Raw genomic sequence first — 26,101 nt, 5'->3', positions numbered from 1 at the left:
CAGACCTGGCTCACAGACACCCTACATTGCCTGTCCGCGGCATGAATTCGTAACGATCCCACACCTCGGGGCCGCCGCGCTTGTAGACCACCGGCACCGTTTCTGCCTGCCAGCCCGCCTGATAGCAGCTTAACTGGAGCGGTTGGGTCGGGGAGTCGCTCTCCACCTCTTCAGCCGCAGGCTTGCCCGCGCAACCGGCCAGTAAACCTGCGATGAGAAACCACGGTAACGCCCTGACCATTGACCACTCCTTGTCCAAGGCTTTCACTCAAGCCTTGGCGCGTTGTTCGAGCATTTCCACCGCAGGCAGAACCTTGCCTTCCACGAACTCGAGGAACGCACCGCCACCGGTCGAAATGTAGGAAATCTGTTCTGCCACACCATACTTGTCGATGGCCGCCAGCGTGTCGCCACCGCCCGCGATGGAGAACGCCTGGCTTTCAGCGATGGCCTTGGCGAGCGTTTTAGTGCCTTCACCGAACTGATCGAACTCAAAAACGCCGACCGGACCGTTCCACAGGATAGTCCCGGAAGATTTCAGTAATTCGGCGAAATGCGCAGCAGTTTGCGGGCCAATATCGAGAATCATATCGTCATCGGCGACGTCAGCGATCAGTTTGACAGTAGCGGCAGCGCTCTCGGCGAACTCCTTGGCAACCACCACGTCCGTCGGCAATGGCACGCTGACCTTGGCGGCGATGGCGCGAGCGGTGTCGAGCAGGTCAGGTTCGTACAGCGATTTACCGACCTTGTGACCGGCCGCAGCGAGGAAGGTGTTGGCAATGCCGCCGCCGACGATCAACTGATTGCAGATGCCGCTCAGGCTGTTGAGTACGTCCAGCTTGGTGGAGACCTTGGAGCCCGCCACGATGGCGGTCATCGGCTGGGCCGGAGCGCCCAGGGCCTTGCCCAGTGCTTCAAGCTCGGCGGCCAGCAACGGACCTGCCGCTGCCACCTTGGCGAATTTTGCCACGCCGTGAGTAGAACCCTCGGCACGGTGGGCGGTGCCAAAGGCATCCATCACGAACACGTCGCACAGTGCTGCGTATTGCTGCGCCAGCTCGTCGGCGTTCTTTTTCTCGCCCTTGTTGAAGCGAACGTTCTCGAACAGGACGACATCACCCGCTTTCACGTCGACCCCTTCCAGGTAATCGGCAACCAGCGGAACGTCACGACCCAGCGCCTTGCTCAGGTAGTCGGCAACCGGCTTGAGGCTGTTCTCGGCAGAAAACTCACCCTCTGTCGGGCGGCCAAGGTGTGAGCAGACCATGACGGCCGCGCCTTTCTCCAACGCCAGCCTGATGGTCGGCAGCGAAGCGAGGATACGTGCATCACTGCTGACTACGCCGTCCTTTACCGGGACGTTGAGGTCTTCGCGAATCAGTACACGTTTACCTTGCAGATCGAGGTCGGTCATCTTCAAGACGGTCATGAGCATTCCTGTTTTTTTACTGTTATTGGTCAGCGACGCGCAGAAAGTGATCGGCGACGTCGAGCATTCGATTGGCAAAGCCCCACTCGTTGTCGAACCAGGCCAGCAGATTGACCAGCCGGGGTCCGGAAACGCGGGTCTGACTCGCATCGACAATGGCCGAATGCGGGTCATGGTTGAAATCGCAACTGGCGTGCGGCAATTCCGTGTAGGCCAGCAGCCCCTTGAGCGGACCGCTGGTGGCGGCCTCACGCAGGATACGGTTGATCTCCACGGCATCGGTGTCTCGCGACATCTGCAACGTAATGTCCAGACAGGACACATTCACCGTCGGCACGCGAACAGCTTTGGCCTGAATTCGGCCGGCAAGTTCCGGAAGCAGCCGTTCGATTCCTCGCGCCAGACCGGTGGACACCGGAATGATCGACTGGAAGGCCGAGCGCGTACGGCGCAGATCCTCGTGATGATAAGCGTCGATCACCGGTTGATCGTTCATCGCCGAATGAATGGTGGTAATGGTCATGTATTCCAGGCCGATGGCCTGATCCAGCAAGCGCAGCAGCGGCACGCTGCAGTTGGTGGTGCACGACGCGGCCGAGACCAGCAGCTCGCGGCCAGTCAGCTTGTGCTGATTGATGCCGAACACCACGGTGGCATCGACATCCCGTTCGCTGGCCATCGGCTGGGAAAACAGCACCCGCGGCGCACCGGCCTCCAGAAAGCGCTGGCCATCTTCGCGAGTGTTGTAGACACCGGAACACTCAAGCACCAGATCGACTTCCAGACCGGCCCAGTCGATGCCTTCGGGCGTCGCACTGCGCAGGACCTTGATCCGGTGGTCATTGATGTGCAGGTATTGCCCTTCGACCCGCACTTCGCCGGGAAACCGGCCGTGTGTGGAGTCAAAACGCGTGAGGTATTCAAGACTGGCCATGTCGGCCAGATCGTTGATGGCAACCACTTCAAACCCGGCCTTGGCTCCTCGCTCGCACAGCGCGCGAACAACGCAACGACCAATACGGCCGTAACCGTTCAGAGCAACTTTGTAAGGGCGGGGCTGGGGCATGAAATTTTCGCCAGGGGCTGGATCTGATTGCGTAAACGATAAAACCTGTGAGAGCAACAGGGGCGGCGATCCGCTTTGCTCGCGAATGGGAGCACCCGGTTTGCCTGACTCACCGAGGCGCTTCCTTCGCGAGCGAGGCGGATCGCCGCCCCGGTCGCTCCCACAACATCAACATCACATGGCTGATCAGTCTTCGAGCAGCTCTTCAGCAGTGCTCAGGACGTTTTCCAGCGTGAACCCGAACTCTTCGAACAGCGCTGGCGCAGGGGCCGACTCGCCGAAGGTGGTCATGCCGATCACGCGCCCTTCCAGACCTACGTATTTGTACCAGTAGTCGGCGTGAGCCGCTTCGATGGCAATACGCGCGCTGACCTGCAACGGCAGCACCGCCTGCTTGTAAGCAGCATCCTGAGCTTCGAAAATGCTGGTGCATGGCATGGACACCACGCGCACGTTGCGGCCCTGCTCGGTCAGCTTGTCGTAAGCCTGGACAGCCAGACCGACTTCCGAACCGGTCGCGATCAGGATCAGCTCAGGCTCGGCAGCGCAATCACGCAGTACGTAACCGCCACGCGCGATGTAGGACAGTTGCTTCTCGTCACGCGCCTGATGAGTCAGGTTCTGACGGGAGAAGATCAGTGCCGACGGGCCATCGTCACGCTCGATAGCGTGTTTCCATGCCACGGCCGACTCCACGGCATCCGCAGGACGCCAGGTGTCCAGGTTCGGCGTGGTACGCAGGCTGGTCAATTGCTCGATCGGCTGGTGAGTCGGGCCGTCTTCGCCCAGGCCGATGGAGTCGTGAGTGAATACGTAGATCACGCGCTTCTTCATCAACGAGGCCATACGCACCGCGTTGCGAGCATATTCCATGAAGATCAGGAAGGTTGCGCCGTAAGGCACGAAGCCGCCGTGCAGGGCGATGCCGTTCATCATGGCGCCCATACCGAACTCGCGAACACCGTAATGCAGGTAGTTGCCGTTAGGGTCTTCGCCGGTGATGCTCTTGCAGCCTTTCCAGATGGTCAGGTTGGATCCGGCAAGGTCAGCCGAACCACCCAGAATTTCAGGCAGCAACGGGCCGAGTGCACCCAATGCGTTCTGGCTGGCCTTGCGGCTGGCGATGGTTTCGCCCTTGGCGTTGACTTCGGCGACATAAGCCGCTGATTTTTCAGCGAAATCAGCAGGCAGTTGCCCACTCATGCGACGAATGAAGTCGTTGGCCAGCTCCGGGAACGCGGCGGAATAGGCAGCAAAGCGCTGGTCCCACTCGGCTTCGGCCGCCAGACCTTTTTCCTTCGCGTTCCACTCGGCATAGATATCAGCCGGGATTTCGAAAGGACCGTGATTCCACTTCAGCGCGGCACGGGTCAGGGCGATTTCGTCAGCACCCAGTGGCGCACCGTGGGACTCTTCCTTGCCCTGCTTGTTCGGCGAACCGAAACCGATGGTGGTCTTGCAGCAGATCAGCGTTGGCTGGTCGCTCTTGCGAGCGGTTTCGATGGCTGTCTTGATTTCTTCAGGGTCATGACCGTCGACATTGCGGATCACCAACCAGCCGTACGACTCGAAACGCTTAGGCGTATCGTCGGTGAACCAGCCTTCCACTTCACCATCGATGGAGATGCCGTTGTCGTCGTAGAACGCGATCAGCTTGTTCAGCTGCAACGTGCCGGCCAGCGACGCCGCTTCGTGGGAAATACCTTCCATCATGCAGCCATCGCCCATGAACACATAGGTATGGTGATCGACGATGGAGTGGCCTGGACGGTTGAACTGTGCGGCGAGGGTCTTCTCGGCAGCAGCAAAACCGACGGCATTGGCAAAGCCCTGACCCAGCGGACCGGTGGTGGTCTCGACGCCAGGCGTGTAACCGTATTCCGGGTGACCCGGAGTGCGGCTGTGCAATTGACGGAAGTTTTTCAGGTCGTCGATGGACAGGTCGTAGCCGGTCAGGTGCAGCAACGAGTAGACCAGCATCGAGCCGTGGCCGTTGGACATGATGAAACGGTCACGGTCGGCAAACGCAGGGTTTGCCGGGTTGTGCTTCAGATAATCGCGCCAAAGAACCTCGGCGATATCCGCCATGCCCATGGGGGCACCCGGATGGCCGCTGTTGGCTTTTTGCACGGCATCCATGCTGAGGGCACGAATAGCGTTGGCACGCTCACGACGGCTTGGCATCGCTGATCTCCTGGGAATTAAGAAATAGGATTGAGAAAAAGAAGGTCATTTTCCCTCACGGACAGGCCGGGGGCAATCACAGATAGACGACCATAGGCTTTTTTCCGGGGTTGCGGACATTATTTGCCACGCAAAGACTGGATCACCCGCCTGCACGACAAGTTCACAACGCCTGACCGGCGCCATCCATCCAGCAATATCAAAACTTTTTGATATTGCCCTTGCGACACTCCGGATCGCTCTCTAGACTGCGCAGCTATGAACCTGCGTGTACCTGCCATTCGCCACGATGCATGCGACGACCTCTCTGCATTGTGCAAGGCCGGCGGCGATCCCTTGCGGCTGAACGTGCTGCGTGTGCTGACCAACGACTCGTTCGGCGTGCTGGAACTGGCGCAGATTTTCGCTATCGGCCAGTCCGGCATGAGCCATCACCTCAAGGTGCTGGCGCAGGCTGATCTGGTCGCGACACGGCGTGAAGGCAACGCGATTTTCTACCGGCGCGCCCTGCCCCACACCGAACTGCCGGGTGGCAGGCTGCATGCGGCGTTGCTCGACGAAGTGGATACGCTGGACTTGCCGGACGACGTACAGAGCCGTATCGGCCTGGTGCATCGGCAACGGGCACTGGCCAGTCAGGATTTTTTCGCCCGTACCGCAGAAAAGTTTCGCGCCCAGCAGGACCTGATCGCCGGTTTGGCGCAGTACAGCGAAAGCCTGCTGACCCTGCTCGACAAACTGAGCTTTGGTGCGCAGGCAACCGCTCTGGAAGTAGGCCCCGGTGACGGCGGCTTCCTCCCTGAGCTGGCGCGGCGCTTCGGTCAGGTCATCGCGATGGACAACAGCCCGGTGATGCTGGACCTGGCGCGCGGCGTCTGCGAGCGCAAGGCGCTGGCTAACGTTGAGCTGAGGCTGGCCGATGCACTGACCGACGCTAAAGTCAGTGCCGATTGCGTCGTCCTCAACATGGTGCTGCATCATTTCGCGGTACCGGCCGAAGCCTTGAGGCAACTGGCCGAACATGTAAAACCCGGCGGTAGCCTGCTGGTAACAGAATTGTGTAGTCATGACCAGAGTTGGGCCAGGGAGGCCTGTGGCGATCTCTGGTTAGGTTTCGAGCAGGAAGACCTGGCCCGTTGGGCCATCGCTGCGGGGCTAGTTCCCGGGGAAAGCCTCTATGTAGGCTTACGTAATGGTTTCCAGATCCAGGTTCGCCATTTTCAGCGACCGGCTGGCGACACTCACCATCGGTAAAATGAAGGAAACCCGTAGAGATGAGCGAATACTCACTTTTCACCTCCGAGTCCGTGTCCGAAGGGCATCCGGACAAGATCGCCGACCAGATTTCCGACGCGGTTCTGGACGCCATCATCGCTGAAGACAAATACGCCCGTGTAGCGTGCGAAACACTGGTCAAGACCGGTGTGGCGATCATCGCTGGCGAAGTGTCGACTTCGGCCTGGGTCGATCTGGAAGACATCGTGCGTAACGTCATCCTCGACATCGGCTATAACAGCTCCGACGTCGGTTTCGACGGCGCGACCTGCGGCGTGATGAACATCATCGGCAAGCAGTCGGTAGACATCGCCCAAGGCGTTGACCGCAGCAAACCTGAAGATCAGGGCGCTGGCGACCAGGGCCTGATGTTCGGCTACGCCAGCAACGAGACCGACGTGCTGATGCCAGCGCCGATCACCTTCTCCCACCAGCTGGTGCAGCGTCAGGCCGAAGCGCGTAAATCCGGCCTGCTGCCGTGGCTGCGCCCGGATGCCAAATCCCAGGTTACCTGCCGTTACGAAAACGGCAAGGTGGTCGGCGTTGACGCTATCGTGTTGTCGACCCAGCACAACCCGGATGTGTCGTACAAGGACCTGCGCGAAGGCGTGATGGAACTGATCGTCAAACACGTCATCCCTGCGCACCTGCTGCACAAGGACACCCAGTTCCACATCAACCCGACCGGCAACTTCATCATCGGTGGCCCGGTAGGCGACTGTGGCCTGACCGGCCGCAAGATCATCGTCGACACCTACGGCGGCATGGCCCGTCACGGCGGCGGCGCTTTCTCCGGCAAGGACCCATCGAAGGTTGACCGCTCGGCCGCCTACGCCGGTCGTTACGTGGCCAAGAACATCGTCGCTGCCGGCCTGGCCGAGCGTTGCGAGATCCAGGTGTCCTACGCCATCGGCGTCGCTCAACCGACTTCGATCTCGCTGAACACGTTCGGCACCGGCAAGCTGTCCGATGACAAGATCATCAAGCTGGTCCGCGACAACTTCGACCTGCGTCCTTACGCAATCACCACCATGCTCGACCTGCTGCACCCGATGTACCAGGCCACTGCAGCCTACGGCCACTTCGGTCGTATCCCGGTCGAAATGACCGTTGGCGATGACACCTTCACCGCCTTCACCTGGGAAAAAACCGACCGCGCCGACGCCCTGCGCGCAGCTGCCGGCCTGTAAAAACCCAGAAAAAAGCCCCGGACGACCTGGTCGTTTCGGGGCTTTTTTTCGTCTGGAGATATGGACGGTCCGAGTCCGATCAAGAAATTGCGGCGCGCCGCAGACTTGTGACGCAGAGCGTCACCCAAGGCATTCCCACGCGGGAGCGTGAGGAACGATAACCTCAACTATCGTGCCCGATGCTCTGCGCTTCTGCCCGAAGGGCGTGCGAGCTTGCTCACGAAGACGCCGGTGCAGTCGCGACTATCGTGCGGCGCTCTGCGTCGTATGCCTTTCTGGACGCTCCGCGTCCTCTTGACGACGCAGAGCGTCGAGAACTGCGTTCCCACGCGGGAGCGTGAGGAACGATAACCTCAACTATCGTGCCCGATGATCTGCGCTTCTGCCCGAAGGGCGTGCGAGCTTGCTCACGAAGACGCCGGTGCAGTCGCGACTATCGTGCGGCGCTCTGCGTCGTATGCCTTTCTGGACGCTCCGCGTCCTCTTGACGACGCAGAGCGTCGAGAACTGCGTTCCCACGCGGGAGCGTGAGGAACGATAACCTCAACTATCGTGCCCGATGCTCTGCGCTTCTGCCTGAAGGGCGTGTGAGCTTGCTCACGAAGACGCCGGTTCAGTCACTGAGCACTCCGCGTGGACATACCGCCCTGCTCCATCGCAAAACCCGGTAACCAAGCCCTGCCCCATCACCACGCGACAACGACTAGCCTCATCGAGCCCATTCCTAAAGCAAGGATGCTTCGATGCTGCCCACCATTCGCCTGATGACGTTCGCTCTTGTGTTTCTTCTGCCCGGCTTCGGCAATGCCAGTCAATGCCCTGACTGGCCTGCAGCCAAGGCGCGCAGCGAGGTCACAAACTTGCAACAGCAGATGGCTGCGTGGGACGACAGCTACCACCGCCAGGGCATTTCGCCCATTCCGGACGAGCTCTACGATCAGGCGCGGCAGAAGCTGAACCTGTGGCGCTCGTGCTTTGCCGTTTCCACCCCCGAGGCCGATCCGCTAAAGACAGCAGTCGGCCCGTTGCCTCATCCCGTTGCACACACGGGCGTCAACAAGCTGGCCGACGAAAGCAGCGTCAAGGACTGGCTCAAGGGCCGCAACGATCTGTGGATTCAACCCAAGGTCGATGGCGTAGCCGTCACCCTGGTCTACGAAAACGGCCAGCTTGTGCAGGCGATCAGTCGTGGTGACGGGCGCAAGGGGCAGGACTGGACCTCGCAGGCGCGACTGATCAAGGCCATTCCTCAGCAACTGCCCCAGGCTGACTCCGCAATATTGCAAGGCGAGCTGTACTGGCGTCTGGACGACCATATTCAGTCAGCATCCGGCAGCGTCAACGCGCGCAGCAAGGTCGCGGGATTGCTGGCGCGGCAGACGATCAGCCCGCAGCAGGCCGACACCATCGGGCTGTTCGTCTGGGACTGGCCGAACGGGCCTGGCGATATGGCGCAACGTCTCGCAGGCCTGCAAGCCATGGGTTTTGAGGAAAGCGCGGCCTATTCGCACCCACTGGAAAACTACGCCAAGGCCGCACGCTGGCGCGAGCATTGGTATCGCAATCCCCTGCCGTTCGCCACCGATGGCGTGATCATGCGTCAAGGCCAACGTCCACCTGCTCAACGCTGGCAAGCCAGTGCGCCTTACTGGATCGCCGCCTGGAAACATCCCTACGCCCAGGCGCTGGCCGAGGTGCGCAAGGTCAACTTCAAGATCGGTCGCAGCGGCAGAATTACGCCGGTGCTGGAGCTGACCCCGGTACGCCTCGACGACCGTACTGTCAGCCGCATCAGCACGGGCTCGCTGCAGCGCTGGCAAAAACTGGATATCAGGCCTGGCGATCAGATCGCCGTGAGCCTGGCCGGGTTGACGATCCCACGACTCGACGGGGTGGTGACCCGTGCTGCCGAACGAGCCGACATAATCATTCCGCGAGCCGAAGACTTTCATGAACTGAGCTGCTGGCAAGCCACACCGGGCTGTGAAAGCCAGTTCCGCGCCAGGCTGGCATGGCTCAGCGGCAAGAAAGGCCTGGCGTTGCCCGGCGTGGGTCCGGGGACCTGGAACACGCTTATCGAGAACGGCCAAATCATGGGCTTACTCGATTGGATGACCCTGAATCATGCTGAGCTTGCTAACATTCCCGGCTTCGCTGAACGCAGTAGCGCTAAACTGCTCAACAGCCTGCAGACCGCACGCGAACGGCCGTTTCAGACATGGCTCAAGGCCATCGGACTGCCGCCCACCGGAGGCGCCAGACTGCCCGACAACTGGCAAGAGCTGGCTGAACGCAGTGTGGAGCAATGGCAAGCAGAGCCAGGCATCGGTCCTGGTCGCGCAACCAGGCTCAGGGCTTTTTTTCAGGACCCGCAGGTACAGGCACTGAGCCAGCAATTGCAGGCACAGAGCATTTCAGGTTTTAAGTAGCGGACGTTCATTTTTCTGTCCGTATTCAAACGGAGTTCATATGCAGTTTTTATCACCACTGATTCTTTTCACCAGTTGCACGCTGCTCGCCACAACCGTGTTCGCAGACGCTCAGGCCCCGGTGCCGTCCGAATGCCAGATCAAAAGCCAGGAGATCAGCAGCAAGATTCAGGATGCCAAGACCGAGGGCAACAAGGCAGAACAGGCCGGCCTTGAAAAGGCACTCGCCGAGGTCAACGCCAACTGCACCGAAACGTCATTGATCAAACAGCGCAAGCAAAAGGTGCTCGACGCCAAGCAGGAAGTCAGCCGCCGTCAGACCGACCTGAACAAGGCCATGGAAAAGGGCGATCCGGAGAAGATCAACAAGCGCAAGGACAAGCTCGCCGATTCTCGCAAGGAATTGCAGGAGGCGCAGACCGAACTCGAGAAAGTCCAGCCAGACGATTGATCAGGTCGCGACGCTGCGCATGATCGGCAGCGTCGCGAACAGCCTGTCAGGAAGCGGCCGGGAAAGCCGATACCCCGAACAACGCGATGATCAAGCCCATGCCCACCAGCCAGACAAGCGAGCGCAGTGCGGCCAGATCGGCCAGGTAGAAAATGATGTACAGCAGGCGACTGGTGATAAACAGTACCGCCAGCACATCAATGGTCACCAACTGCGCGTTACCGGCAATGTGCGCAATGATCACCGCTGCGGCAAACGCCGGGGTCACTTCAAAGCTGTTCAACTGGGCAGCATGCGCGCGGCGCGGGAACCCCTCCAGCTTGTCGAGAAAGGCACGCGGATCATGATTATGCCCACTGCCGAATTTGCCGCTGCCGAACTTGGCGATACCGGCACACATAATCGGCAGCAGGATCGCGACCAGCACGCACCAGAAAGCAACTGTCATACGTCCATCCTTATAGGTTCAGCTTCATCTGAAGCATCCGGGCAATACCCGCTCACACACTATGAGCAGGGGGTCAGCGAAAGGTTCTTGAAGAACGACTACCAACCTGACGCATTACACCAGTTTAGGAAAGATCAGGCTGAACGTGGTGAATTGGCCCGGCTCGCTCTGCACCGTCACCTGCCCTTCATGCAGGCTCATGATGGAGCGCACAATCGCCAGCCCAAGCCCGGTCCCGCCCTGCTGTCGCGCGCGGCTGACATGCACCCGATAGAAACGATCGAACAGGCGCGGCAGGTGTTCGGCATCAATGCCATCCCCCGCATTGCGCACCGCCAGTGACACTTCATCTTCGTGCGTGGCAAGCGTAAGGGTAATGACGCTGCCGGACAGACCATGGCGAATGGCGTTGGACAGCAGATTGGAAATCGCTCGCTGAATCATCAGCCTGTCCCCGGTCGCCCTGGCGTGCCCATGAACCTGCAGGGTGATGTCGCGATCCTCCGCCGAGGAGGAGAACAGTTCGGCGACCTTGTCTGCCTCCTCGCGAAGGTCGATGACCTCGACCGGCAATGGCGCTGAGGGCTGGCTGACGCTGGCCAGAAACAGCATCTGACTGATCATGCGCGACATGCGCTCCAGCTCTTCGCTGCAGGATTCCAGTGCCTGTTTGTATTCCTCCGACGGGCGCGGTCTGGACAGCGTGACCTGCGCCCGCCCCATCAGGTTGTTCATCGGCGAGCGCAGCTCATGCGCGAGGTCGTCCGAGAACTGCGCCAATTGCTGCACATCGCCGTCCAGCCTGTGCAGCATGAAGTTGACGGCATGTGCCAGGTCGCGCAACTCGTCAGGCAGGCCCTTCACTTTCATACGATGAGACAGGTCGCGGGCCGAGATCAGCGCGGTGACTTTCCTGAATGCCCGCAGCGGCCTGAGGCCGCGACGCACCACCCACCAGACGCCAAAGCCGACCAGCAACAGAATCACCGGCAAGGCCATGCAGGTCGATCTGACGTAAGCGTGCAACAGCGCGGTGTCGCTTTCCCTGTCCATGGACAGCCTGACCAGCACGTCCTGACCGGTCTTGAGGCGTACGGTCCTGTAACCCAGCAGAATCTTGTGGCCCTGGGCGGATTTCAGTTCCTGAAAGCCTGGCGGCAGCGCATCGGTATCGGGAACCGGCAGATTTCGCCCCTCTACGCTACCAACGCTCATCAGCTCTTGCCGAGGGTTGCCCGCGTCGAGAATGGTCAGCGAGAAGCTGTCATGCCCGACGATCTGGTCACGCAGCGTGTGCGGGTACTGGACGATGTCCTCAATGCCCAGAAACCCCTCGCTCATGCTGTGTTCGATCTGCCTGAACTTCTCGCTCAAACTGTCTTCGGCACGTATATCGAGCTGACGGGAAATGGCTGTGTACGCAAGCATTTCCATGACCAGAACCAGACACCCGATGAGCGCCGCGACCGTCAATCCGAGGCGTGTCGAAAGACGGGTCAGCTTCATTCACGCACTTCCAGTACGTAACCGACGCCACGCAGCGTGTGAATCAGCTTGGTCTCGAACGGATCATCGATCTTCGCCCGCAGACGGCGGATCGACACCTCCACCACATTGGTGTCGCAATCGAAGTTCATGTCCCAGACCAGAGAAATGATCTGGGTGCGCGACATGACTTCGCCGCTGTGCCGCATCAACAGGTGCAGCAGCGCGAACTCCTTGGTCGTCAGGTCGATGCGCTGGCTGCCACGGAATGCCCTGTGGCGCCCCTGATCCAGCTCCAGATCGCCGACCTGCAACACCTTGGACGTGGTGGTCTGCTCGCTGCGGCGCATCAGCGTGCGGACCCGTGCCAGTAACTCGGGAAACTCGAATGGCTTGACCAGGTAATCATCGGCGCCCATTTCCAGGCCCTTGACCTTCTCTTCGAGACGGCCTCGTGCAGTGACCATCATGATGCGCGTACTGACGGTCTTCCTCAGGCGGCTCAACACCTCCCAGCCGTCCATCTCCGGCAGGTTCACGTCCAGTATCACCACATCGTAAGCCTGATGCTGCGCGAGATAGAGACCATCGAGGCCGGTTGCAGCGATATCGACGATATAGCCGCTTTCGGTCAGCCCCTGATGCATGTATTCGGCAGTTTTTGGCTCGTCCTCGACGACAAGGATTCGCATAACCAGGCTTCCTGTTTGATGAACGATGAATGACGATGCCGTGCAGTGTACTGAAAAGAAACGCCCATCCCGCTGGATAACAAAATCGTAATTTTGCAGCAATCCCTCTGATAACTCCGGTTGCATAAAGTCCCCTCAGCCAACTTCAGCGCCCTGGTGCCTGTTTGTTTTTTGCTTTCGATGGGGTGAGTCATGCGACTGGAGAATAACGTGCGCGCTCAGCGTATAGATCGATTGGCAGGGAGTGCGCTATGAGAGTCGCCGCACTGTGCCTGGTGTTGTTACCGCTTGTTGCCCCTGGCATCGCCGCAGCCCAAGGCATCAGCCTGGCTCAGGCACTGGAGGCAGCCTTCGCCCGTAACCCGGAACTTGCCGCAGCCCAGTGGGAGATCGGCGTTGCCGAGGGTGATCGGCAACAGGCCGGGCTGATCCCCAACCCGACCGTGTCATGGGAAGTGGAAGACACCCGCCGCGAGACCAGCACCACCACCGTGATGCTCAGCCAGGCACTGGAACTGGGCGGCAAGCGCGGGGCGCGCATCGAGGCCGCCAGCAAGGGCCAAGACGCCGCCCGGCTGGAGCTGGAGCGTCGCGGCAACGAACTGCGGGCCGAAGTGGTTCAGGCGTTCTACGCAGCGGCGCGGGCGCAGGCAGGTCTGGACCTGGCGCGCCAGTCCAGAGCACTGGCCGAACGCGGCCTGCAGGTTGCCGAGGGGCGTGTTCGGGCAGGCAAGGTGTCACCGGTGGAAGCCACACGCGCCCAGGTACAACTGGCCGAAACCGACCTGCTGGTACGCCGCGCCGAGACCTTGAAAGTCAGCAGTAACCGGGAACTGGCGCGCACCACCGGTTCGCCGCTCGCCTCTTTCGAGCACCTGGACTACAGCGACCTGTCGCCAGGCAAGCTGCCACCGAGCGCAAAGCTACTGACCGCCCTCAATCAGTCCGCCGAGCTGCGCCTGGCGCAGACCCAGATCGAGCAGCGCGAAGCCGCGCTGGGTTCGGAGCGCGCCAAGCGCATCCCTGACCTGACCGTCAGCGTCGGCAGCCAGTACAGCCGCGAAGAGCGCGAGCGGGTCAACGTCGTGGGCCTGTCGATGCCGCTCCCGCTATTCGACCGGAACCAGGGCAACGTGCTCGCGGCATCACGCCGTGCCGATCAGTCGCGCGACCTGCGTAACGCCGTCGAACTGAAGCTGCGCACCCAGACGCAGTCAGCCCTCGATCAATGGAACACCGCCGCGCAGGAAGTCGAGTCCTTCGACCGCGTGATCCTGCCCGCCGCGCAACGTGCCGTCGACACGGCAACGCGCGGTTTCGAGATGGGCAAGTTCGGCTTTCTCGAAGTGCTGGACGCGCAACGAACGCTGATCTCGGCGCGCAGCCAGTACCTCGAATCGCTGGCCACCGCCACCGACGCCAGAGTCGCCATCGAGCGAATCCACGGTGATCTCAACCGTTTCAGCCTCAACCCCTGACTTTCCTTTTCCGCCTGTATCGAGCGTATCCAAAAGTGCTGCACGCACCTGATCGCCGGGAGCCTTCATGAACAACAAACGAAGCATTGCCATCGCGCTGGCGGTGGTGGTCATCATTGGTCTGGGCAGTCTGACCCTGAACCCGCAGAGGCTGCCGTTCGCAGCCGGACCAGAACCGTCAGCCGATGAGCACGCGCATGAATCCGGGCAGGGCCATGCTGAAGAGCCAGGCCACGCCGACGAGGCGAAAAAATCCGAAGCCGCAGCCTCGGAAGCTTCTCACGAAGAGGAAGAGGGACACATCGAGCTGACTGCCGAGCAGATCAAGGCGGCAGGCATCGAGCTGGCCACCGCAGAACCCCGGCAGATGAGCACGACCGTGACCTTCCCCGGTGAAATCCGCTTCGATGAAGACCGCACTGCGCATGTCGTGCCGCGGGTCAGCGGCGTGGTCGAAGCGGTGAAGGTCGATCTGGGTCAATCGGTGAAGAAGGGCCAGGTGCTGGCGGTGATTGCCAGCCAGCAGATTTCCGATCAACGCAGCGAATTGAACGCTGCACAACGACGTCAGGAACTGGCGCGCCTGACCTTGCAACGCGAAAAGAAGCTCTGGGAAGACAGAATCTCGGCCGAGCAGGATTACTTGCAGGCCCGTCAGGACTTTCAGGAAGCCGACATCAACCTGGCCAATGCCCGGCAGAAGATCAGCGCCATCGGTGCCAGCACCCATCCTTCGGCGGGAAGCCGCTACGAGCTGATCGCACCGTTTGATGCCGTGGTCGTGGAAAAGCATCTGGGCATCGGCGAGATGGTCAGCGAGGCCAGCAATGCCTTCACGCTGTCCGACCTGTCTCGTGTCTGGGCCACCTTCGGCGTAGCGCCCAGGGATCTGGACAAGGTGGTGGTCGGTCGTCCGGTCATCGTCAGTGCGCCCGACCTGAATGCCCGGGTCGAAGGACGAGTCGGCTACGTCGGCAGCCTGCTGGGCGAGCAGACCCGCGCTGCCGCCGTGCGCGTGACCCTTGCCAACCCGCAGGGTGCCTGGCGTCCCGGCCTGTTCGTGTCGGTGGAAGTCGCCGCCGAGCAGACCCGTGTGGCGGTCAGTCTTCCCGAAACGGCGATCCAGTCGGTCGAGGACAAACCCTCGGTCTTCGTGCGCAACGCTGAAGGGTTTCAACTGACGCCGGTGACACTGGGCCGCCGCGATGGTGGCCACGTGGAAATCGTCAAGGGCCTGGCGGCCGGCACACAAGTGGCCTCCGCGGGCAGTTTCATCCTCAAGTCGGAGCTGGGCAAAGGCTCCGCCGAGCACGCCCATTGATCTGCGTCACACGAGTACACCTCCATGTTTGAACGGTTGATTCAATTCGCGATTGAACAGCGCATCGTCGTGATGCTTGCTGTGCTGCTCATGGCTGGGCTGGGGATCGCCAGTTACCAGAAACTGCCCATCGATGCGGTCCCCGACATCACCAACGTACAGGTGCAGATCAACACCTCTGCGCCCGGCTTCTCGCCGCTGGAAACCGAGCAGCGCATCACCTTCGCCATCGAGACCAACATGGCGGGCCTGCCCGGCCTGCAACAGACGCGCTCGCTGTCGCGCTCGGGCCTGTCGCAGGTCACGGTGATTTTCGAGGACGGCACCGACCTGTTCTTCGCCCGCCAACTGGTGAACGAGCGCCTGCAGATCGCAAAGGACCAGTTGCCGGAAGGCGTCGATGCGATGATGGGGCCGATCTCCACCGGCCTCGGCGAGATCTTTCTGTGGACGGTCGAGGCCCGCGAGGGCGCGCTGAAGGAGGACGGTACGCCGTACACGCCGACCGACCTGCGGGTGATTCAGGACTGGATCATCAAGCCGCAACTGCGCAACGTGCCAGGCGTGGCCGAGATCAACACCATCGGCGGTTTCGCCAGGCAGTACCAGATCGCGCCTGATCCGAAGAAGCTGGCGGCCTACAAGCTGACACTGAACGACCTGGTGGCAGCGCTGGAGCGCAACAACGCCAACGTCGGCGCAGGCTATATAGAACGCGGCGGCGAGCAGTTACTGATTCGCGCACCGGGTCAACTGGGCACCGTGGATGACATCGCCAACATCGTCATTGCCAACGTGCAGGGCACGCCGATCAGAATCAGCAGCGTGGCCGAGGTCGGTATCGGCAAGGAAATGCGCTCCGGCGCAGCCACCGAAAATGGCCGCGAAGTGGTGCTCGGCACCGTGTTCATGCTGATCGGTGAAAACAGCCGGACGGTGTCACAGGCCGTGGCCGCCAAACTCGCCGACATCAATCGCACACTGCCCGAAGGCGTCGAAGCGGTAACGGTTTACGACCGCACCAACCTGGTCGAAAAAGCCATCGCTACAGTGAAAAAGAACCTGATCGAAGGCGCGATTCTGGTCATCGTGATTCTGTTTCTGTTCCTCGGCAACATCCGTGCTGCGCTGATCACCGCCATGGTGATTCCGCTGGCCATGCTGTTCACCTTCACCGGCATGTTCACCAACAAGGTCAGCGCCAACCTGATGAGCCTGGGTGCGCTGGACTTCGGCATCATTGTCGATGGCGCGGTGGTGATCGTCGAAAACGCAATCCGCAGGCTGGCGCATGCCCAGCAAAAGCACGGCCGCATGCTGACCCGCAGCGAGCGTTTCCATGAGGTCTTCGCCGCCGCAAGAGAAGCGCGTCGGCCGCTGATTTTCGGTCAGTTGATCATCATGGTCGTGTACCTGCCGATCTTCGCCCTCACCGGAGTGGAAGGCAAAATGTTCCACCCGATGGCCTTCACCGTGGTCATCGCCCTGCTCGGCGCCATGATTCTTTCGGTGACCTTCGTGCCTGCCGCGATCGCCATGTTCGTCACCGGCAAGGTCAAGGAAGAAGAAGGCTTTGTGATGCGCACCGCTCGCCAGCGCTACGCGCCGATACTGAGCTGGGTACTGGGGCATCGCTCGATAGCGTTCGGCTTGGCCTTCGTGCTGATTGTCTTGTCGGGGTTCACCGCCAGCCGCATGGGCAGCGAGTTCATCCCCAGCCTGAGCGAAGGCGACTTCGCCTTGCAGGCGCTACGCGTTCCCGGCACCAGCCTGACCCAGTCGGTGGACATGCAGCAGCGTCTGGAAAAAGCCATCGTCGACAAGGTCCCGGAAGTGCAGCGCGTGTTCGCACGCACCGGCACCGCCGAGATCGCCGCCGACCCGATGCCGCCCAACATCTCTGACAGCTACGTGATGCTCAAGCCGCAAAGTGAATGGCCGGACCCGGACAAGTCTCGCGAAACGCTGATCGCCGACCTGCAAAAGGCCGCCGCCAGTGTGCCGGGCAGCAACTACGAACTGTCCCAGCCGATCCAGTTGCGCTTCAACGAGCTGGTTTCGGGGGTGCGTAGCGATGTGGCGGTAAAGGTCTTCGGCGACGACATGAACGTGCTGAACCAGACCGCCGTAAAAATCGCCGCCACCCTGCAAAAAGTGCCGGGTGCTTCGGAAGTCAAAGTCGAGCAGACCACCGGGCTGCCGGTGTTGACCATCAACATCGACCGCGACAAGGCCGCGCGTTATGGCCTCAACGTCGCCGACGTGCAGGACGCCATCGCCATTGCGCTGGGCGGTCGTCAGGCGGGCACGCTGTATGAGGGCGACCGCCGCTTCGACATGGTGGTGCGCCTCTCCGAGCAACTGCGAACCGATGTGGACGGGCTTTCCAGCCTGCTCATTCCGGTGCCTGCAGTTACTGGCAGCAGTGCTGGCAACCAGCAGATCAGCTTTATCTCCCTGTCTCAGGTCGCCAGCCTCGACCTGGTGCTCGGGCCGAACCAGATCAGCCGCGAGAATGGCAAGCGTGTGGTCATCGTCAGCGCCAACGTGCGCGGCCGCGACCTCGGCTCGTTTGTCGAAGAAGCGGGCACCACCATCGACAACGGCGTGCAGATCCCGGCCGGCTACTGGACCAGTTGGGGCGGGCAGTTCGAACAACTGCAATCAGCCGCCAAACGCCTGCAGATCGTCGTGCCGGTGGCGCTGCTGCTGGTGCTGGCGCTGTTGTTCATGATGTTCAATAACCTCAAGGACGGCCTGCTGGTGTTCACCGGCATCCCGTTCGCCCTGACCGGCGGCGTCATGGCCCTGTGGCTGCGCGACATTCCGCTGTCGATCTCCGCAGGCGTGGGCTTCATCGCCCTGTCGGGTGTGGCGGTGCTGAACGGCTTGGTGATGATCGCCTTCATCCGCAGCCTGCGCGAACAGGGCCACTCGCTGCACAACGCCATCAACGAAGGCGCCCTCACCCGCCTGCGCCCAGTGCTGATGACCGCACTGGTCGCCTCCTTAGGCTTCATCCCCATGGCCCTCGCCACCGGGACTGGCGCCGAAGTGCAGCGACCACTGGCGACGGTGGTGATTGGCGGGATTCTGTCGTCGACAGCGCTGACTTTGTTGGTATTGCCGGCGTTGTATCAGTGGGCGCATCGGCGGGAGGATGAGGAGGAACTCAAGTCGCTTAAATAGGGTTTCAAACAACTATTTAAACCCCGGAAGGCTCAGGGCGGAGCCTTCTGGAGCTTTGCCCAGCCCACACTGAACTTTCATTTGGGAAAAGGTCAAACGATTCAGCCTTCGACAGTAGACTGTGTCCGTAGTCTTCTTCACACGGGACTTTCAGACACTTCCAGGCAAGCGGGTAACCGCTGGAGATACAAACCACCCGTGCAAGTACTTATCGTCAACTTGCAAATGGCAGCCACTGGGGCCGCCCTGCATAAGGACATGTAGATGTTGACGAACAAGGTTCCTGCCATATGACGCGCACCAGTCTCTACGACCGCATCTCCGAGCGCCGACTGGCTGACGAAGCCCTGGCGCGTGAGGCAGCCGAGCATGCTGCCGCGCAGCAGGCACTTGAACGTGTCGAAGCGCTCACCCCGGTTCCAAAGCCGTTGCTCGACGCGCCCTGCAGTTTCAATTTCGGCGGGTTCCACTTCGGCTTTCCGGAAGGTTTCCAGTGCAACGCGATTGAAGCCACCGTTCAAGTGGGCGGAGAGCCTGTCGTCGTCTCCATTCAGCGTCGCGATGTGCCTGAAGAGGCAACGCTTGCCGAAGCGTTCGCCGAAGCCGTCAAGGCGCTGCAGCCACTGCATGGCGAAGTCCAGGTCATTCGCCACTACGAAACGCTGTTGGCGGGCAATGCAGCGCTGGCGCTGGATTTTCATTTTCGCGCAGGCCTTGAAGAGCGGCATGGACGCCTGATCGGTGCCATCGTGCCGTGTGCCGATCACAACGAACGCCAATGGCTGAGCGTGGGCTGCGTGATTGACTCCGAAAAGACCGCGCTGAAAACCTGGTTGCTGGATTTTGACAGCATGCTTGAAGGCCTGACCGCCCCCTGAACTCTATTTCATCGCTGACAGGACACGCTTTAATGGACTATCCGTTGCAGAACATCAGCGTCACGCCAGGTGATCGCACCTCAACTACTCGCAGCCCGCAGGAGTAACGGCGATGTTCGAGGCAGCGCGGTTACTGGATGAGATCGAACACACCGGTGCAATGGCGGGCTTTGTGCTCGGAGCGATCGTGGGCATCGCGGCAGTGGCGTATGTCTCGCTCACCTTCGCCACGTGCGGGTTCGGCGGTTTTTTACTGGCCATGGCAGTCGGCCTGGCCGGTAATGCCATCGCCAGTATCGGGGAGAGTATCGGCAGCGCCTTCAGCTCTCCCGCGGGGCAGATCGAATCTGCCTCGCCCAACGTGTTCATCAATGGCCGCCCCGCTGCCTTTGCCATCGAAAGCACCGCCGTGTGTGACAAGCACTCGCCGATCGTCAAGGTGGCCGAAGGCTCCAGCAACGTCTTCATCAACGGCCAGCCCGCTGCGCGCAAGGGCGACAAGCTGACCTGCGGCGCGAAGATCGGCACCGGCTCGCCCAACGTCTTCATCGGCGGCGGTACCCAACGCTACCTGCCGGTGGACGACGAAGTCTCGGCGATGGCCCGCTACACCGTGGACATTCTGTTGGTCGTAGCCGGCGGCGCCAAGGCCGTGCTCAGCATTGCCAAGCTGGCCATGCAGGCCGGTCTGAAAGCGGCAGGCCCTTGCGCGCTGCAGTTTATGGGCGGTGTCTTTCTCGGGGACGCCATTTTTCGCTTCGGCGTCGCCCCCGTGGCCGAAAAAGTGCTGGGCGGCCTGCACGGCAACCCGGTCGACACCACCACCGGACGCAAACTGCTGATCGACGAGTCCGATTTCAGCCTGCCCGGCCTGATGCCGATCGAGTGGACACGCTTCTACGCCAGCGACCTCGATGTCGACAGCGCGCTGGGCAAGGGCTGGGTGTTGCCCTGGGAACAAAGCCTGCGGCGCAAGGGCAGCTTTCTGTACCTCAGCGACAATCAGGGCCGCAGCGTGCCCTTCGTGACACTGGACTACAACCAGCGCATCTACAACGCACAGGAACAGCTGTACCTGGTGCGTACCGAGGGTGGTCATTACCTGCTGCAAACACTGGATAACGTCTTTTACTACTTCGGTGAAGTGCCCGACGACAACCAGCCAGTTCCCCTGCAACGCGTCGAAAACGCCCTCGGTCATTTTCTGCATTTCGTACGCAGCGAAGACGGCGTTCTGACCGACATTTGCTCCACCGGCGGGCATCGCGTGCACCTGCACTACGACGAGGTGACCAACCGTCTGAGCACCGTCAAGCGAATCGTCGGCGACCAGGCCGTCGAGACACTGGTGCGCTATGGCTACGACAACAATGGCCAGTTGAACAGTGTGTACAACCGCAATGGCGACTCGGTGCGCAACTTCAGCTACACCGATGGCCTGATGACCCGCCACGCCAATGCGCTGGGGCTCAGTTGCGAATACCGCTGGGAAGTTCTCGACGGCAAGCCGCGCGTGGTCGAGCACTGGACCAGCGACGGCGAGCACTTTCATTTCGATTATGATTTCGAGGCGCGCCAGACGCGCGTAACCGATGTGCTGGGGCGTCGCGCCGAGGTGACCTACAACAAGGACCGTCGCGTCATCGCCAGCACTGATTTCGGCGGTGAGCAGTACCGTATCGCGCTGGACGACACCGGCAATATCACCGGTCTGACGCTGCCTGACGGCAATCAACTGAGCTTCGAATACGACGATCTGTCACGCCTGACCGCAGAAACCGACCCGCTGGGCCGAACCACGCGTTATCAGCATCACTACAAGACCACACTGGTCAAACAGATCGCTTACCCTGACGGCGCCATCTGGACGGCCCGCTACGATTCGAAAGGCAATCTGGTTGCCGAGATCGACGCGCTGGGTCAAAAGACCGAATACCTCAACAGCGAAGATGGCCTGCCACACACCATCATCGATGCGACCTACAAATCCAAATACCTGTGGTGGAACAACCTGGCGCAGGTCGAGCGCTTCCAGGACTGCTCGGGCAAGAGCACCTGGTACCGTTACGACGAGCGCGATCAACTGGTCGCCGTCACTGATGCCCTGAACAACACCACCACACTGGAACGCAAACCCGGCGGCGAAGTGCTGAGCATCAACCATCCGGACGGCACCCGCGAGAGCTTCACCTACAACGCCCACGGCCAGGTGCTCACGCACACCAACGGCAAGGACCAGACCACGCATCTGGCACGCAACGCCCGTGGCCTGCCGATCAGACGCCAGGACCCCAAGGGTTTTATCGTAGGCTACCAGTACGACAAGGCCCTGCGCCTTGCCGCGCTGATCAATGAAAACGACGCCACCTACACGTTCGCCTACGACGACTCCGACCGGCTGATCGAAGAAAAGCGCATCGACCAACTGACCCGCCGTTTCAGCTACAACCTCGGCGGACACCTGACTCAGGTCGAGGAAATCGGCTACAGCGAGAAAGGTGAGCGACCACAGCGCAGCACGCATTTCGAGCGCGACCCGATTGGCCGCTTGCTGGCCAGACTCAACGACGACGCCCGTCAGGATTTCACCTACGACGACAGCGACCGCCTGCTGTCCATTCAGCGCACACCCACTGACGGCGGCAGAAAGATCGGTGTCACGGCTGAAAAACTGGAATTCGCTTACGACATTCTGGGCCGCCTGACACAGGAATCGTCGCCCCAGGGCGCGCTGGCCTACGACTACGATCCGCTCAGCAACCTGACCACACTGACCCTTCCCACCGGCCAGCACCTGAATCACCTGTACTACGGCAGCGGTCACCTGCATCAACTGAACCTCGATGGCCAACTGATCAGCGACATGGAGCGCGACGACCTGCACCGCGAGATCTATCGCACGCAGGGCAAACTCACCAGTTGCTTCGGCTATGACGCCCTTGGCCGCAAGGCCTGGCAGTACGCAACCACACTGCCCGCTGAAAAACTCTCACAGATCCAGAACCCGCTCATTAAGCCAGAGCGCTACATCGAGCACGCCTACAACCCGGTCCACCGCCGCTACGAATACGACCCGGCCGGCGAACTGAGCCGCACCCTCGACAAACTGCGTGGCGAAGTCACCTACGAATACGAAGCCAACGGCCGCCTGCTTGAACACAACCCCGAAAAACGCTTCGACGGCGAAGAATTCCGCTACGACGCTGCCGGCAACCGCCTCAACTTCAACACCAGCCGCTTCGACCGCGTCAAAGACAACCGCCTCAAGCAATGGAGCAACCACGAATACAAGTACGACGCGTGGGGCAATCTGGTCGAGAAAATCGTCGGCATCGTGCGTTGGCAAACCTTCACCTACGACAGCGAAAACCGCCTGGTCAAAACCGAGACCATGGCCAACAGTCAGGTGGAAAGCACCAGCAGCTACCAGTACGACAGCCTGGGTAGGCGCGTTGGCAAACAGTGGGAGATCAAGGGGCAGACCGACCGGAAACGCTTTCTCTGGCAGGGATTGCGGATGTTGCGTGAAGAAAGTCCTGGGCAGAGCAGCCTGTACCTCTACGAACCCGGCAGCTATGCGCCTTTGGCCCGTGTTGATGAGAAAGAGGGCGAGGTAGAGAACAAGGTCTACTACTTCCACACCGACCAGATTGGTACGCCACTGGAGATGACCGACGCTGAAGGGCAGATCGTCTGGCAGGCCAAATATCGGCTGTGGGGCGCGGTTGAGAAACTGGTGGTGAACGAGGTCGAGCAGAACATCAGGTTTCAGGGTCAGTATTTCGATGTCGAGACGGGGCTTCACTACAACACGTTTCGGTATTACGATCCGGAGACTGGGCGGTTTATTACGCAGGATCCGATTGGGTTGAGTGGTGGGGATAATCTCTATCTGTATGCGCCTAATCCTAATGGGTGGGTTGATCCGTTAGGTCTATGCAAAGGTTCCAAAAATGGTTCACTGGAAATTGCACCGGGTAAATTCGACTACCTATTTGGCCGCGCAGCTAGTAATGCGCATAATGCAGCTCGATCAAATCAGCTTGCTCTCGAAATGAAGCGTCTTGGCGTCCCTGACAATACCGCTGGCCGTCAGATGCTAACTGAACATCTAGCATCATCCACAAAAACCCAAGGCAATGTTACGAGTGTTTTTTCCAATCAATATGGAAGTTTTGAGGTCAGAGAATCCCTATTTATTGGCCCATCAGGTCGAGCAGCCAACTTCCAAAGCACTTTCCAAATACTTGATCACGGAACTCGCAAACTTATAACTCTAATACCCGTCCACTAAGGAATAATTATGATATTTCCGAGTACAGATGATTTTTTAGAAGAATTTGGCATTGAGCCTGTCGAGATGGATACCAGCTCAGTTCTATTTCGCTATGTTATCAAATCGAAAAGCAGCGAGGTTGAAGCCGATATCTCATTCAGTGCCGTAATGCGATCTTTTCAAATAGTGCTTTATGTTTCAGCGAAGGAAGTTGCCATAATATCATCAGAAAATGTCGAATCCATTGAATTTATGCGCAATAGCTCCGGAGCAGGAATTCGCGTAATTTTTGATATATGTGAAACCATTTCAGAAGCTCAGATCTTAATTGAACCCGAACTAAGCTGTCGCTGGTGGACATTGCGGAACGCATGAGCAACTTAAATTTCATATGCCTTTCATTCTAAATCATTATCAAAATGATCAATCAAGATCCCATTATAGAAGCTGTTCTCCAAGCTTCTTGGGCCAGCATTGGGTAATGAAGACAGGTTGCTCCCCTAGTGAAAAGTGCAAATCGTTTTCAATTTATAGCTTTTGAAACAACTATTGCCTGCACTGTAAAAAAGAGGATACTTAACATTTAGTTAAGTTTATATATAGCCACGGCGATAATCGGCCTACACCTATAACCTATGACATCTATCGTCAAGCAATAGAATACTAGAAGGCATATTTGAGAATTAATATGAATGATAAAGAATTTTCAAGCCAAGCACCGGAAACCAGTGAAAATCTCATGAAAGAAATGAACGTATGGGAAACGGAATTTTTCAGACTAAAAAAAACTAACAGAGGGTAAAGACAATTTTTCCTTAAAAGAAGCTTACAGAAACGAACTAGGAGAAACACTAAAAAATATGCTATAGAAGACAAAAGCAACTTTGACAGACTAATAGACTTAGGCTGTACGAACCCACCCACATACGACCCCGACAGCGATGTATTGAAAACAATAGCTAGCGAAAAGAACTCTGCCACTATAACAGCCCAGCAAATTTTTGGAGCAGAAACCTTATCTAAAATAATACTAAAACTACAAAACAACGAATGGTTGATAAAGAAAAAGGAGATCTTAAGCCATGATGATAAATGGCGGCACGCTCCATTATAAATTACTGAACCAGAATGTAACTCTTACTCACATAACAGAGTATTTACAAACTGAAAGCACGGCCTCTGTACGCGCTCGTCATAGTCAATCAACGCGAAGTTGGAAGCGAAGAAAGCACTTCCATATCACTTCACGCTGACCAAATTGGCAAACCATTGAAGATGGTCGAAGCATGGGAGGGGCTGACGAGCAAGTCGCCTGGCAGACAATATAGGGCTTGCGGGAATGATAGAAAAGTTTGTGGTAAACTAAGTCGAGCATAATCTGAGGTTTCAAGGACAGTATTTCGATGTAGAGACAGGCTTCACTACAATACGTTTCGGTATCACGATCAGGAGATTGGGCGGTTTATTACGCAGGATCCGATTGGGTTGAGTGGTGGGGATAATCTCTATCTGTATGCGCCTAATCCTTATGGGTGGGTTGATCCGTTCGGTTTATGCAAAAGCTCTGCAAGTGGTGCAAAGGGAATTGATGAGATTTTTGATGCAGGGCGAATGCCTAAAACAAGTGAACTAAAAAAGTATGCAGAAGCTCAGGGTAGGAAACCTTCTAAAACCAACGGAGGACCTCTCAAATACATTGATGAAAATGGTATTCCTCATGTAACAATAAAACAAGGTAGCTCACGAGCTCCAGGAAGTGCTGATCCGCATGTTGAATTTAAAAACGCAACGGGCCAAAGAACAGATGCTTTTGGCAATCCTGTAACTAGAAAAAGCCCAAATATTCACACCCGGATTGACTTTGATATATAAGGGACTGTATGAATTACCACGAAATTCAGGAGCTTTCGAATTTTTACTTTGGGGATAGCTACGTCTTAGCAATTGAAGAAGATATTCGATCATTGACCTTCAAATTGGAAGCCGTTGTTTTAGAAAGTCACCCGATGTATGAAAAGCCTGTAACTAGCGAGCAGTATTGCTACCGAAAGATTTCGCTATGCTTTCTAAATGTGGACTCTTTTGAATGGATCGACAGAAGGTTCATAGCGTTCTCAGATTCTTCTGGCGAAACTGATTATGGGAATATAGACAGTTTTTCGAGCAGCGACGACGGCTACACCCTATCAGGTGACTGGGGAAAAGTTATAGTTAATGGTAAGGCAATAAAAATGGCTGTCACTTATTAGCATGTAAAAATGCGCCACCTCAACTGCATGCTAAACTGTAGCAACTTCCAACGAGGCA

The 26,101-nt window shown here is 58.7% G+C and carries 18 protein-coding genes and 2 pseudogenes; 13 read left to right on the top strand and 7 right to left on the bottom strand.

Translation table 11 applies throughout. The annotated features are described in order from the left end of the window. Nucleotides 1-10 precede the first annotated feature (10 nt). From BLR16_RS20940 to tkt, 4 genes are all read right to left on the bottom strand, one after another. Entirely contained in the window at nt 11-241 is a 231-nt protein-coding gene (locus tag BLR16_RS20940; RefSeq protein ID WP_003316354.1) for a lipoprotein, read from the bottom strand. Nucleotides 242-268: 27 nt separating this feature from the next. After that, entirely contained in the window at nt 269-1,432 is a 1,164-nt protein-coding gene (locus BLR16_RS20935) for a phosphoglycerate kinase (RefSeq protein WP_003372628.1), read from the bottom strand. Between the two features lie 22 nt (nt 1,433-1,454). After that, a complete protein-coding gene (gene epd, locus BLR16_RS20930; protein WP_003411999.1) occupies nt 1,455-2,498 on the bottom strand; it encodes an erythrose-4-phosphate dehydrogenase in 1,044 nt (347 codons plus the stop codon). Nucleotides 2,499-2,684: 186 nt separating this feature from the next. After that, nucleotides 2,685-4,682: a transketolase gene (tkt, locus tag BLR16_RS20925; protein WP_003372635.1), complete on the bottom strand. Its 1,998-nt coding sequence runs from the start codon at nt 4,680-4,682 to the stop codon at nt 2,685-2,687. Nucleotides 4,683-4,940: 258 nt separating this feature from the next. On the opposite strand from tkt, the gene BLR16_RS20920 reads away from it, so the two are divergent. The 4 genes from BLR16_RS20920 (at nt 4,941) to BLR16_RS20900 (ending at nt 10,027) form a co-directional block, all read left to right on the top strand. Continuing rightward, nucleotides 4,941-5,936 (top strand): ArsR/SmtB family transcription factor, encoded by a 996-nt coding sequence (locus tag BLR16_RS20920; protein ID WP_003316359.1) that lies wholly within the window; start codon nt 4,941-4,943, stop codon nt 5,934-5,936. A 20-nt stretch (nt 5,937-5,956) separates the two neighbouring features. Continuing rightward, nucleotides 5,957-7,147, top strand: a complete 1,191-nt coding sequence (gene metK, locus BLR16_RS20915) for a methionine adenosyltransferase (protein ID WP_003372639.1) — start codon at nt 5,957-5,959, stop codon at nt 7,145-7,147. A 743-nt stretch (nt 7,148-7,890) separates the two neighbouring features. Beyond that, nucleotides 7,891-9,576 carry an NAD-dependent DNA ligase LigB gene (ligB, locus tag BLR16_RS20905; protein ID WP_074807227.1) on the top strand — a complete coding sequence of 562 codons (1,686 nt, stop codon included), beginning with the start codon at nt 7,891-7,893 and terminating at the stop codon, nt 9,574-9,576. A gap of 40 nt (nt 9,577-9,616) precedes the next feature. After that, complete coding sequence (locus tag BLR16_RS20900) at nt 9,617-10,027, top strand: DUF1090 domain-containing protein (RefSeq protein WP_003432477.1); 411 nt, start codon at nt 9,617-9,619, stop codon at nt 10,025-10,027. A gap of 46 nt (nt 10,028-10,073) precedes the next feature. On the opposite strand, the gene BLR16_RS20895 is transcribed toward BLR16_RS20900, so the two are convergent. The 3 genes from BLR16_RS20895 to BLR16_RS20885 all read right to left on the bottom strand — a co-directional run bounded on the left by BLR16_RS20895 (nt 10,074) and on the right by BLR16_RS20885 (nt 12,652). Beyond that, the gene (locus tag BLR16_RS20895; protein ID WP_003372643.1) at nt 10,074-10,475 is read right to left on the bottom strand and encodes an MAPEG family protein; all 402 of its coding nucleotides are present in this window, start codon (nt 10,473-10,475) and stop codon (nt 10,074-10,076) included. A 114-nt stretch (nt 10,476-10,589) separates the two neighbouring features. Beyond that, nucleotides 10,590-11,981 carry a heavy metal sensor histidine kinase gene (locus tag BLR16_RS20890; protein WP_058397134.1) on the bottom strand — a complete coding sequence of 464 codons (1,392 nt, stop codon included), beginning with the start codon at nt 11,979-11,981 and terminating at the stop codon, nt 10,590-10,592. Continuing rightward, nucleotides 11,978-12,652, bottom strand: coding sequence for a heavy metal response regulator transcription factor (locus BLR16_RS20885; RefSeq protein WP_003372647.1), 675 nt, complete (start codon nt 12,650-12,652; stop codon nt 11,978-11,980). Before BLR16_RS20885 ends, BLR16_RS20890 begins: the two co-directional genes overlap by 4 nt. Nucleotides 12,653-12,903: 251 nt before the next feature. Between BLR16_RS20885 and BLR16_RS20880 the strand changes: the two genes are divergently transcribed. The 9 genes and pseudogenes from BLR16_RS20880 (at nt 12,904) to BLR16_RS20840 (ending at nt 26,043) form a co-directional block, all read left to right on the top strand. Then, entirely contained in the window at nt 12,904-14,130 is a 1,227-nt protein-coding gene (locus BLR16_RS20880) for a TolC family protein (RefSeq protein ID WP_058416040.1), read from the top strand. Nucleotides 14,131-14,197: 67 nt separating this feature from the next. Further along, entirely contained in the window at nt 14,198-15,451 is a 1,254-nt protein-coding gene (locus BLR16_RS20875) for an efflux RND transporter periplasmic adaptor subunit (protein WP_074807225.1), read from the top strand. 24 nt (nt 15,452-15,475) lie between these two features. Beyond that, nucleotides 15,476-18,640, top strand: coding sequence for a CusA/CzcA family heavy metal efflux RND transporter (locus BLR16_RS20870; protein ID WP_074807222.1), 3,165 nt, complete (start codon nt 15,476-15,478; stop codon nt 18,638-18,640). Between the two features lie 290 nt (nt 18,641-18,930). Beyond that, nucleotides 18,931-19,518, top strand: a complete 588-nt coding sequence (locus BLR16_RS20865) for a hypothetical protein (RefSeq protein WP_003432458.1) — start codon at nt 18,931-18,933, stop codon at nt 19,516-19,518. 112 nt (nt 19,519-19,630) lie between these two features. Then, nucleotides 19,631-23,812: an RHS repeat-associated core domain-containing protein gene (locus BLR16_RS20860; RefSeq protein ID WP_241689272.1), complete on the top strand. Its 4,182-nt coding sequence runs from the start codon at nt 19,631-19,633 to the stop codon at nt 23,810-23,812. A 9-nt stretch (nt 23,813-23,821) separates the two neighbouring features. Further along, entirely contained in the window at nt 23,822-24,169 is a 348-nt protein-coding gene (locus BLR16_RS20855; RefSeq protein WP_165441246.1) for a hypothetical protein, read from the top strand. A 475-nt stretch (nt 24,170-24,644) separates the two neighbouring features. Further along, a pseudogene (locus BLR16_RS28960) lies at nt 24,645-24,908 on the top strand (NTF2 fold immunity protein); the annotation flags it as partial. A gap of 255 nt (nt 24,909-25,163) precedes the next feature. Further along, nucleotides 25,164-25,363: pseudogene (locus BLR16_RS29350) on the top strand (RHS repeat-associated core domain-containing protein); the annotation flags it as partial. A gap of 311 nt (nt 25,364-25,674) precedes the next feature. Beyond that, a complete protein-coding gene (locus BLR16_RS20840; RefSeq protein ID WP_074807209.1) occupies nt 25,675-26,043 on the top strand; it encodes a hypothetical protein in 369 nt (122 codons plus the stop codon). Nucleotides 26,044-26,101: the final 58 nt, after the last annotated feature.

This window comes from Pseudomonas sp. BS3767 (assembly GCF_900099665.1).
In the GTDB taxonomy this organism is placed as follows: Bacteria; Pseudomonadota; Gammaproteobacteria; order Pseudomonadales; family Pseudomonadaceae; genus Aquipseudomonas; species Aquipseudomonas cerasi.
This window is presented reverse-complemented; position numbering and strand designations above follow the sequence as displayed.

Bases quoted from the DNA above. Each gene is read 5' to 3' on its own strand.
- BLR16_RS20940 (WP_003316354.1), bottom strand. From the start codon at position 241: ATGGTCAGGGCGTTACCGTGGTTTCTCATCGCAGGTTTACTGGCCGGT.
- BLR16_RS20860 (WP_241689272.1), top strand. From the start codon at position 19,631: ATGTTCGAGGCAGCGCGGTTACTGGATGAGATCGAACACACCGGTGCA.
- BLR16_RS20890 (WP_058397134.1), bottom strand. From the start codon at position 11,981: ATGAAGCTGACCCGTCTTTCGACACGCCTCGGATTGACGGTCGCGGCG.
- BLR16_RS20885 (WP_003372647.1), bottom strand. From the start codon at position 12,652: ATGCGAATCCTTGTCGTCGAGGACGAGCCAAAAACTGCCGAATACATG.
- ligB (WP_074807227.1), top strand. From the start codon at position 7,891: ATGCTGCCCACCATTCGCCTGATGACGTTCGCTCTTGTGTTTCTTCTG.
- BLR16_RS20900 (WP_003432477.1), top strand. From the start codon at position 9,617: ATGCAGTTTTTATCACCACTGATTCTTTTCACCAGTTGCACGCTGCTC.
- BLR16_RS20895 (WP_003372643.1), bottom strand. From the start codon at position 10,475: ATGACAGTTGCTTTCTGGTGCGTGCTGGTCGCGATCCTGCTGCCGATT.
- tkt (WP_003372635.1), bottom strand. From the start codon at position 4,682: ATGCCAAGCCGTCGTGAGCGTGCCAACGCTATTCGTGCCCTCAGCATG.
- BLR16_RS20855 (WP_165441246.1), top strand. From the start codon at position 23,822: ATGATATTTCCGAGTACAGATGATTTTTTAGAAGAATTTGGCATTGAG.
- BLR16_RS20870 (WP_074807222.1), top strand. From the start codon at position 15,476: ATGTTTGAACGGTTGATTCAATTCGCGATTGAACAGCGCATCGTCGTG.
- BLR16_RS20840 (WP_074807209.1), top strand. From the start codon at position 25,675: ATGAATTACCACGAAATTCAGGAGCTTTCGAATTTTTACTTTGGGGAT.
- metK (WP_003372639.1), top strand. From the start codon at position 5,957: ATGAGCGAATACTCACTTTTCACCTCCGAGTCCGTGTCCGAAGGGCAT.
- epd (WP_003411999.1), bottom strand. From the start codon at position 2,498: ATGCCCCAGCCCCGCCCTTACAAAGTTGCTCTGAACGGTTACGGCCGT.
- BLR16_RS20865 (WP_003432458.1), top strand. From the start codon at position 18,931: ATGACGCGCACCAGTCTCTACGACCGCATCTCCGAGCGCCGACTGGCT.
- BLR16_RS20920 (WP_003316359.1), top strand. From the start codon at position 4,941: ATGAACCTGCGTGTACCTGCCATTCGCCACGATGCATGCGACGACCTC.
- BLR16_RS20880 (WP_058416040.1), top strand. From the start codon at position 12,904: ATGAGAGTCGCCGCACTGTGCCTGGTGTTGTTACCGCTTGTTGCCCCT.
- BLR16_RS20935 (WP_003372628.1), bottom strand. From the start codon at position 1,432: ATGACCGTCTTGAAGATGACCGACCTCGATCTGCAAGGTAAACGTGTA.
- BLR16_RS20875 (WP_074807225.1), top strand. From the start codon at position 14,198: ATGAACAACAAACGAAGCATTGCCATCGCGCTGGCGGTGGTGGTCATC.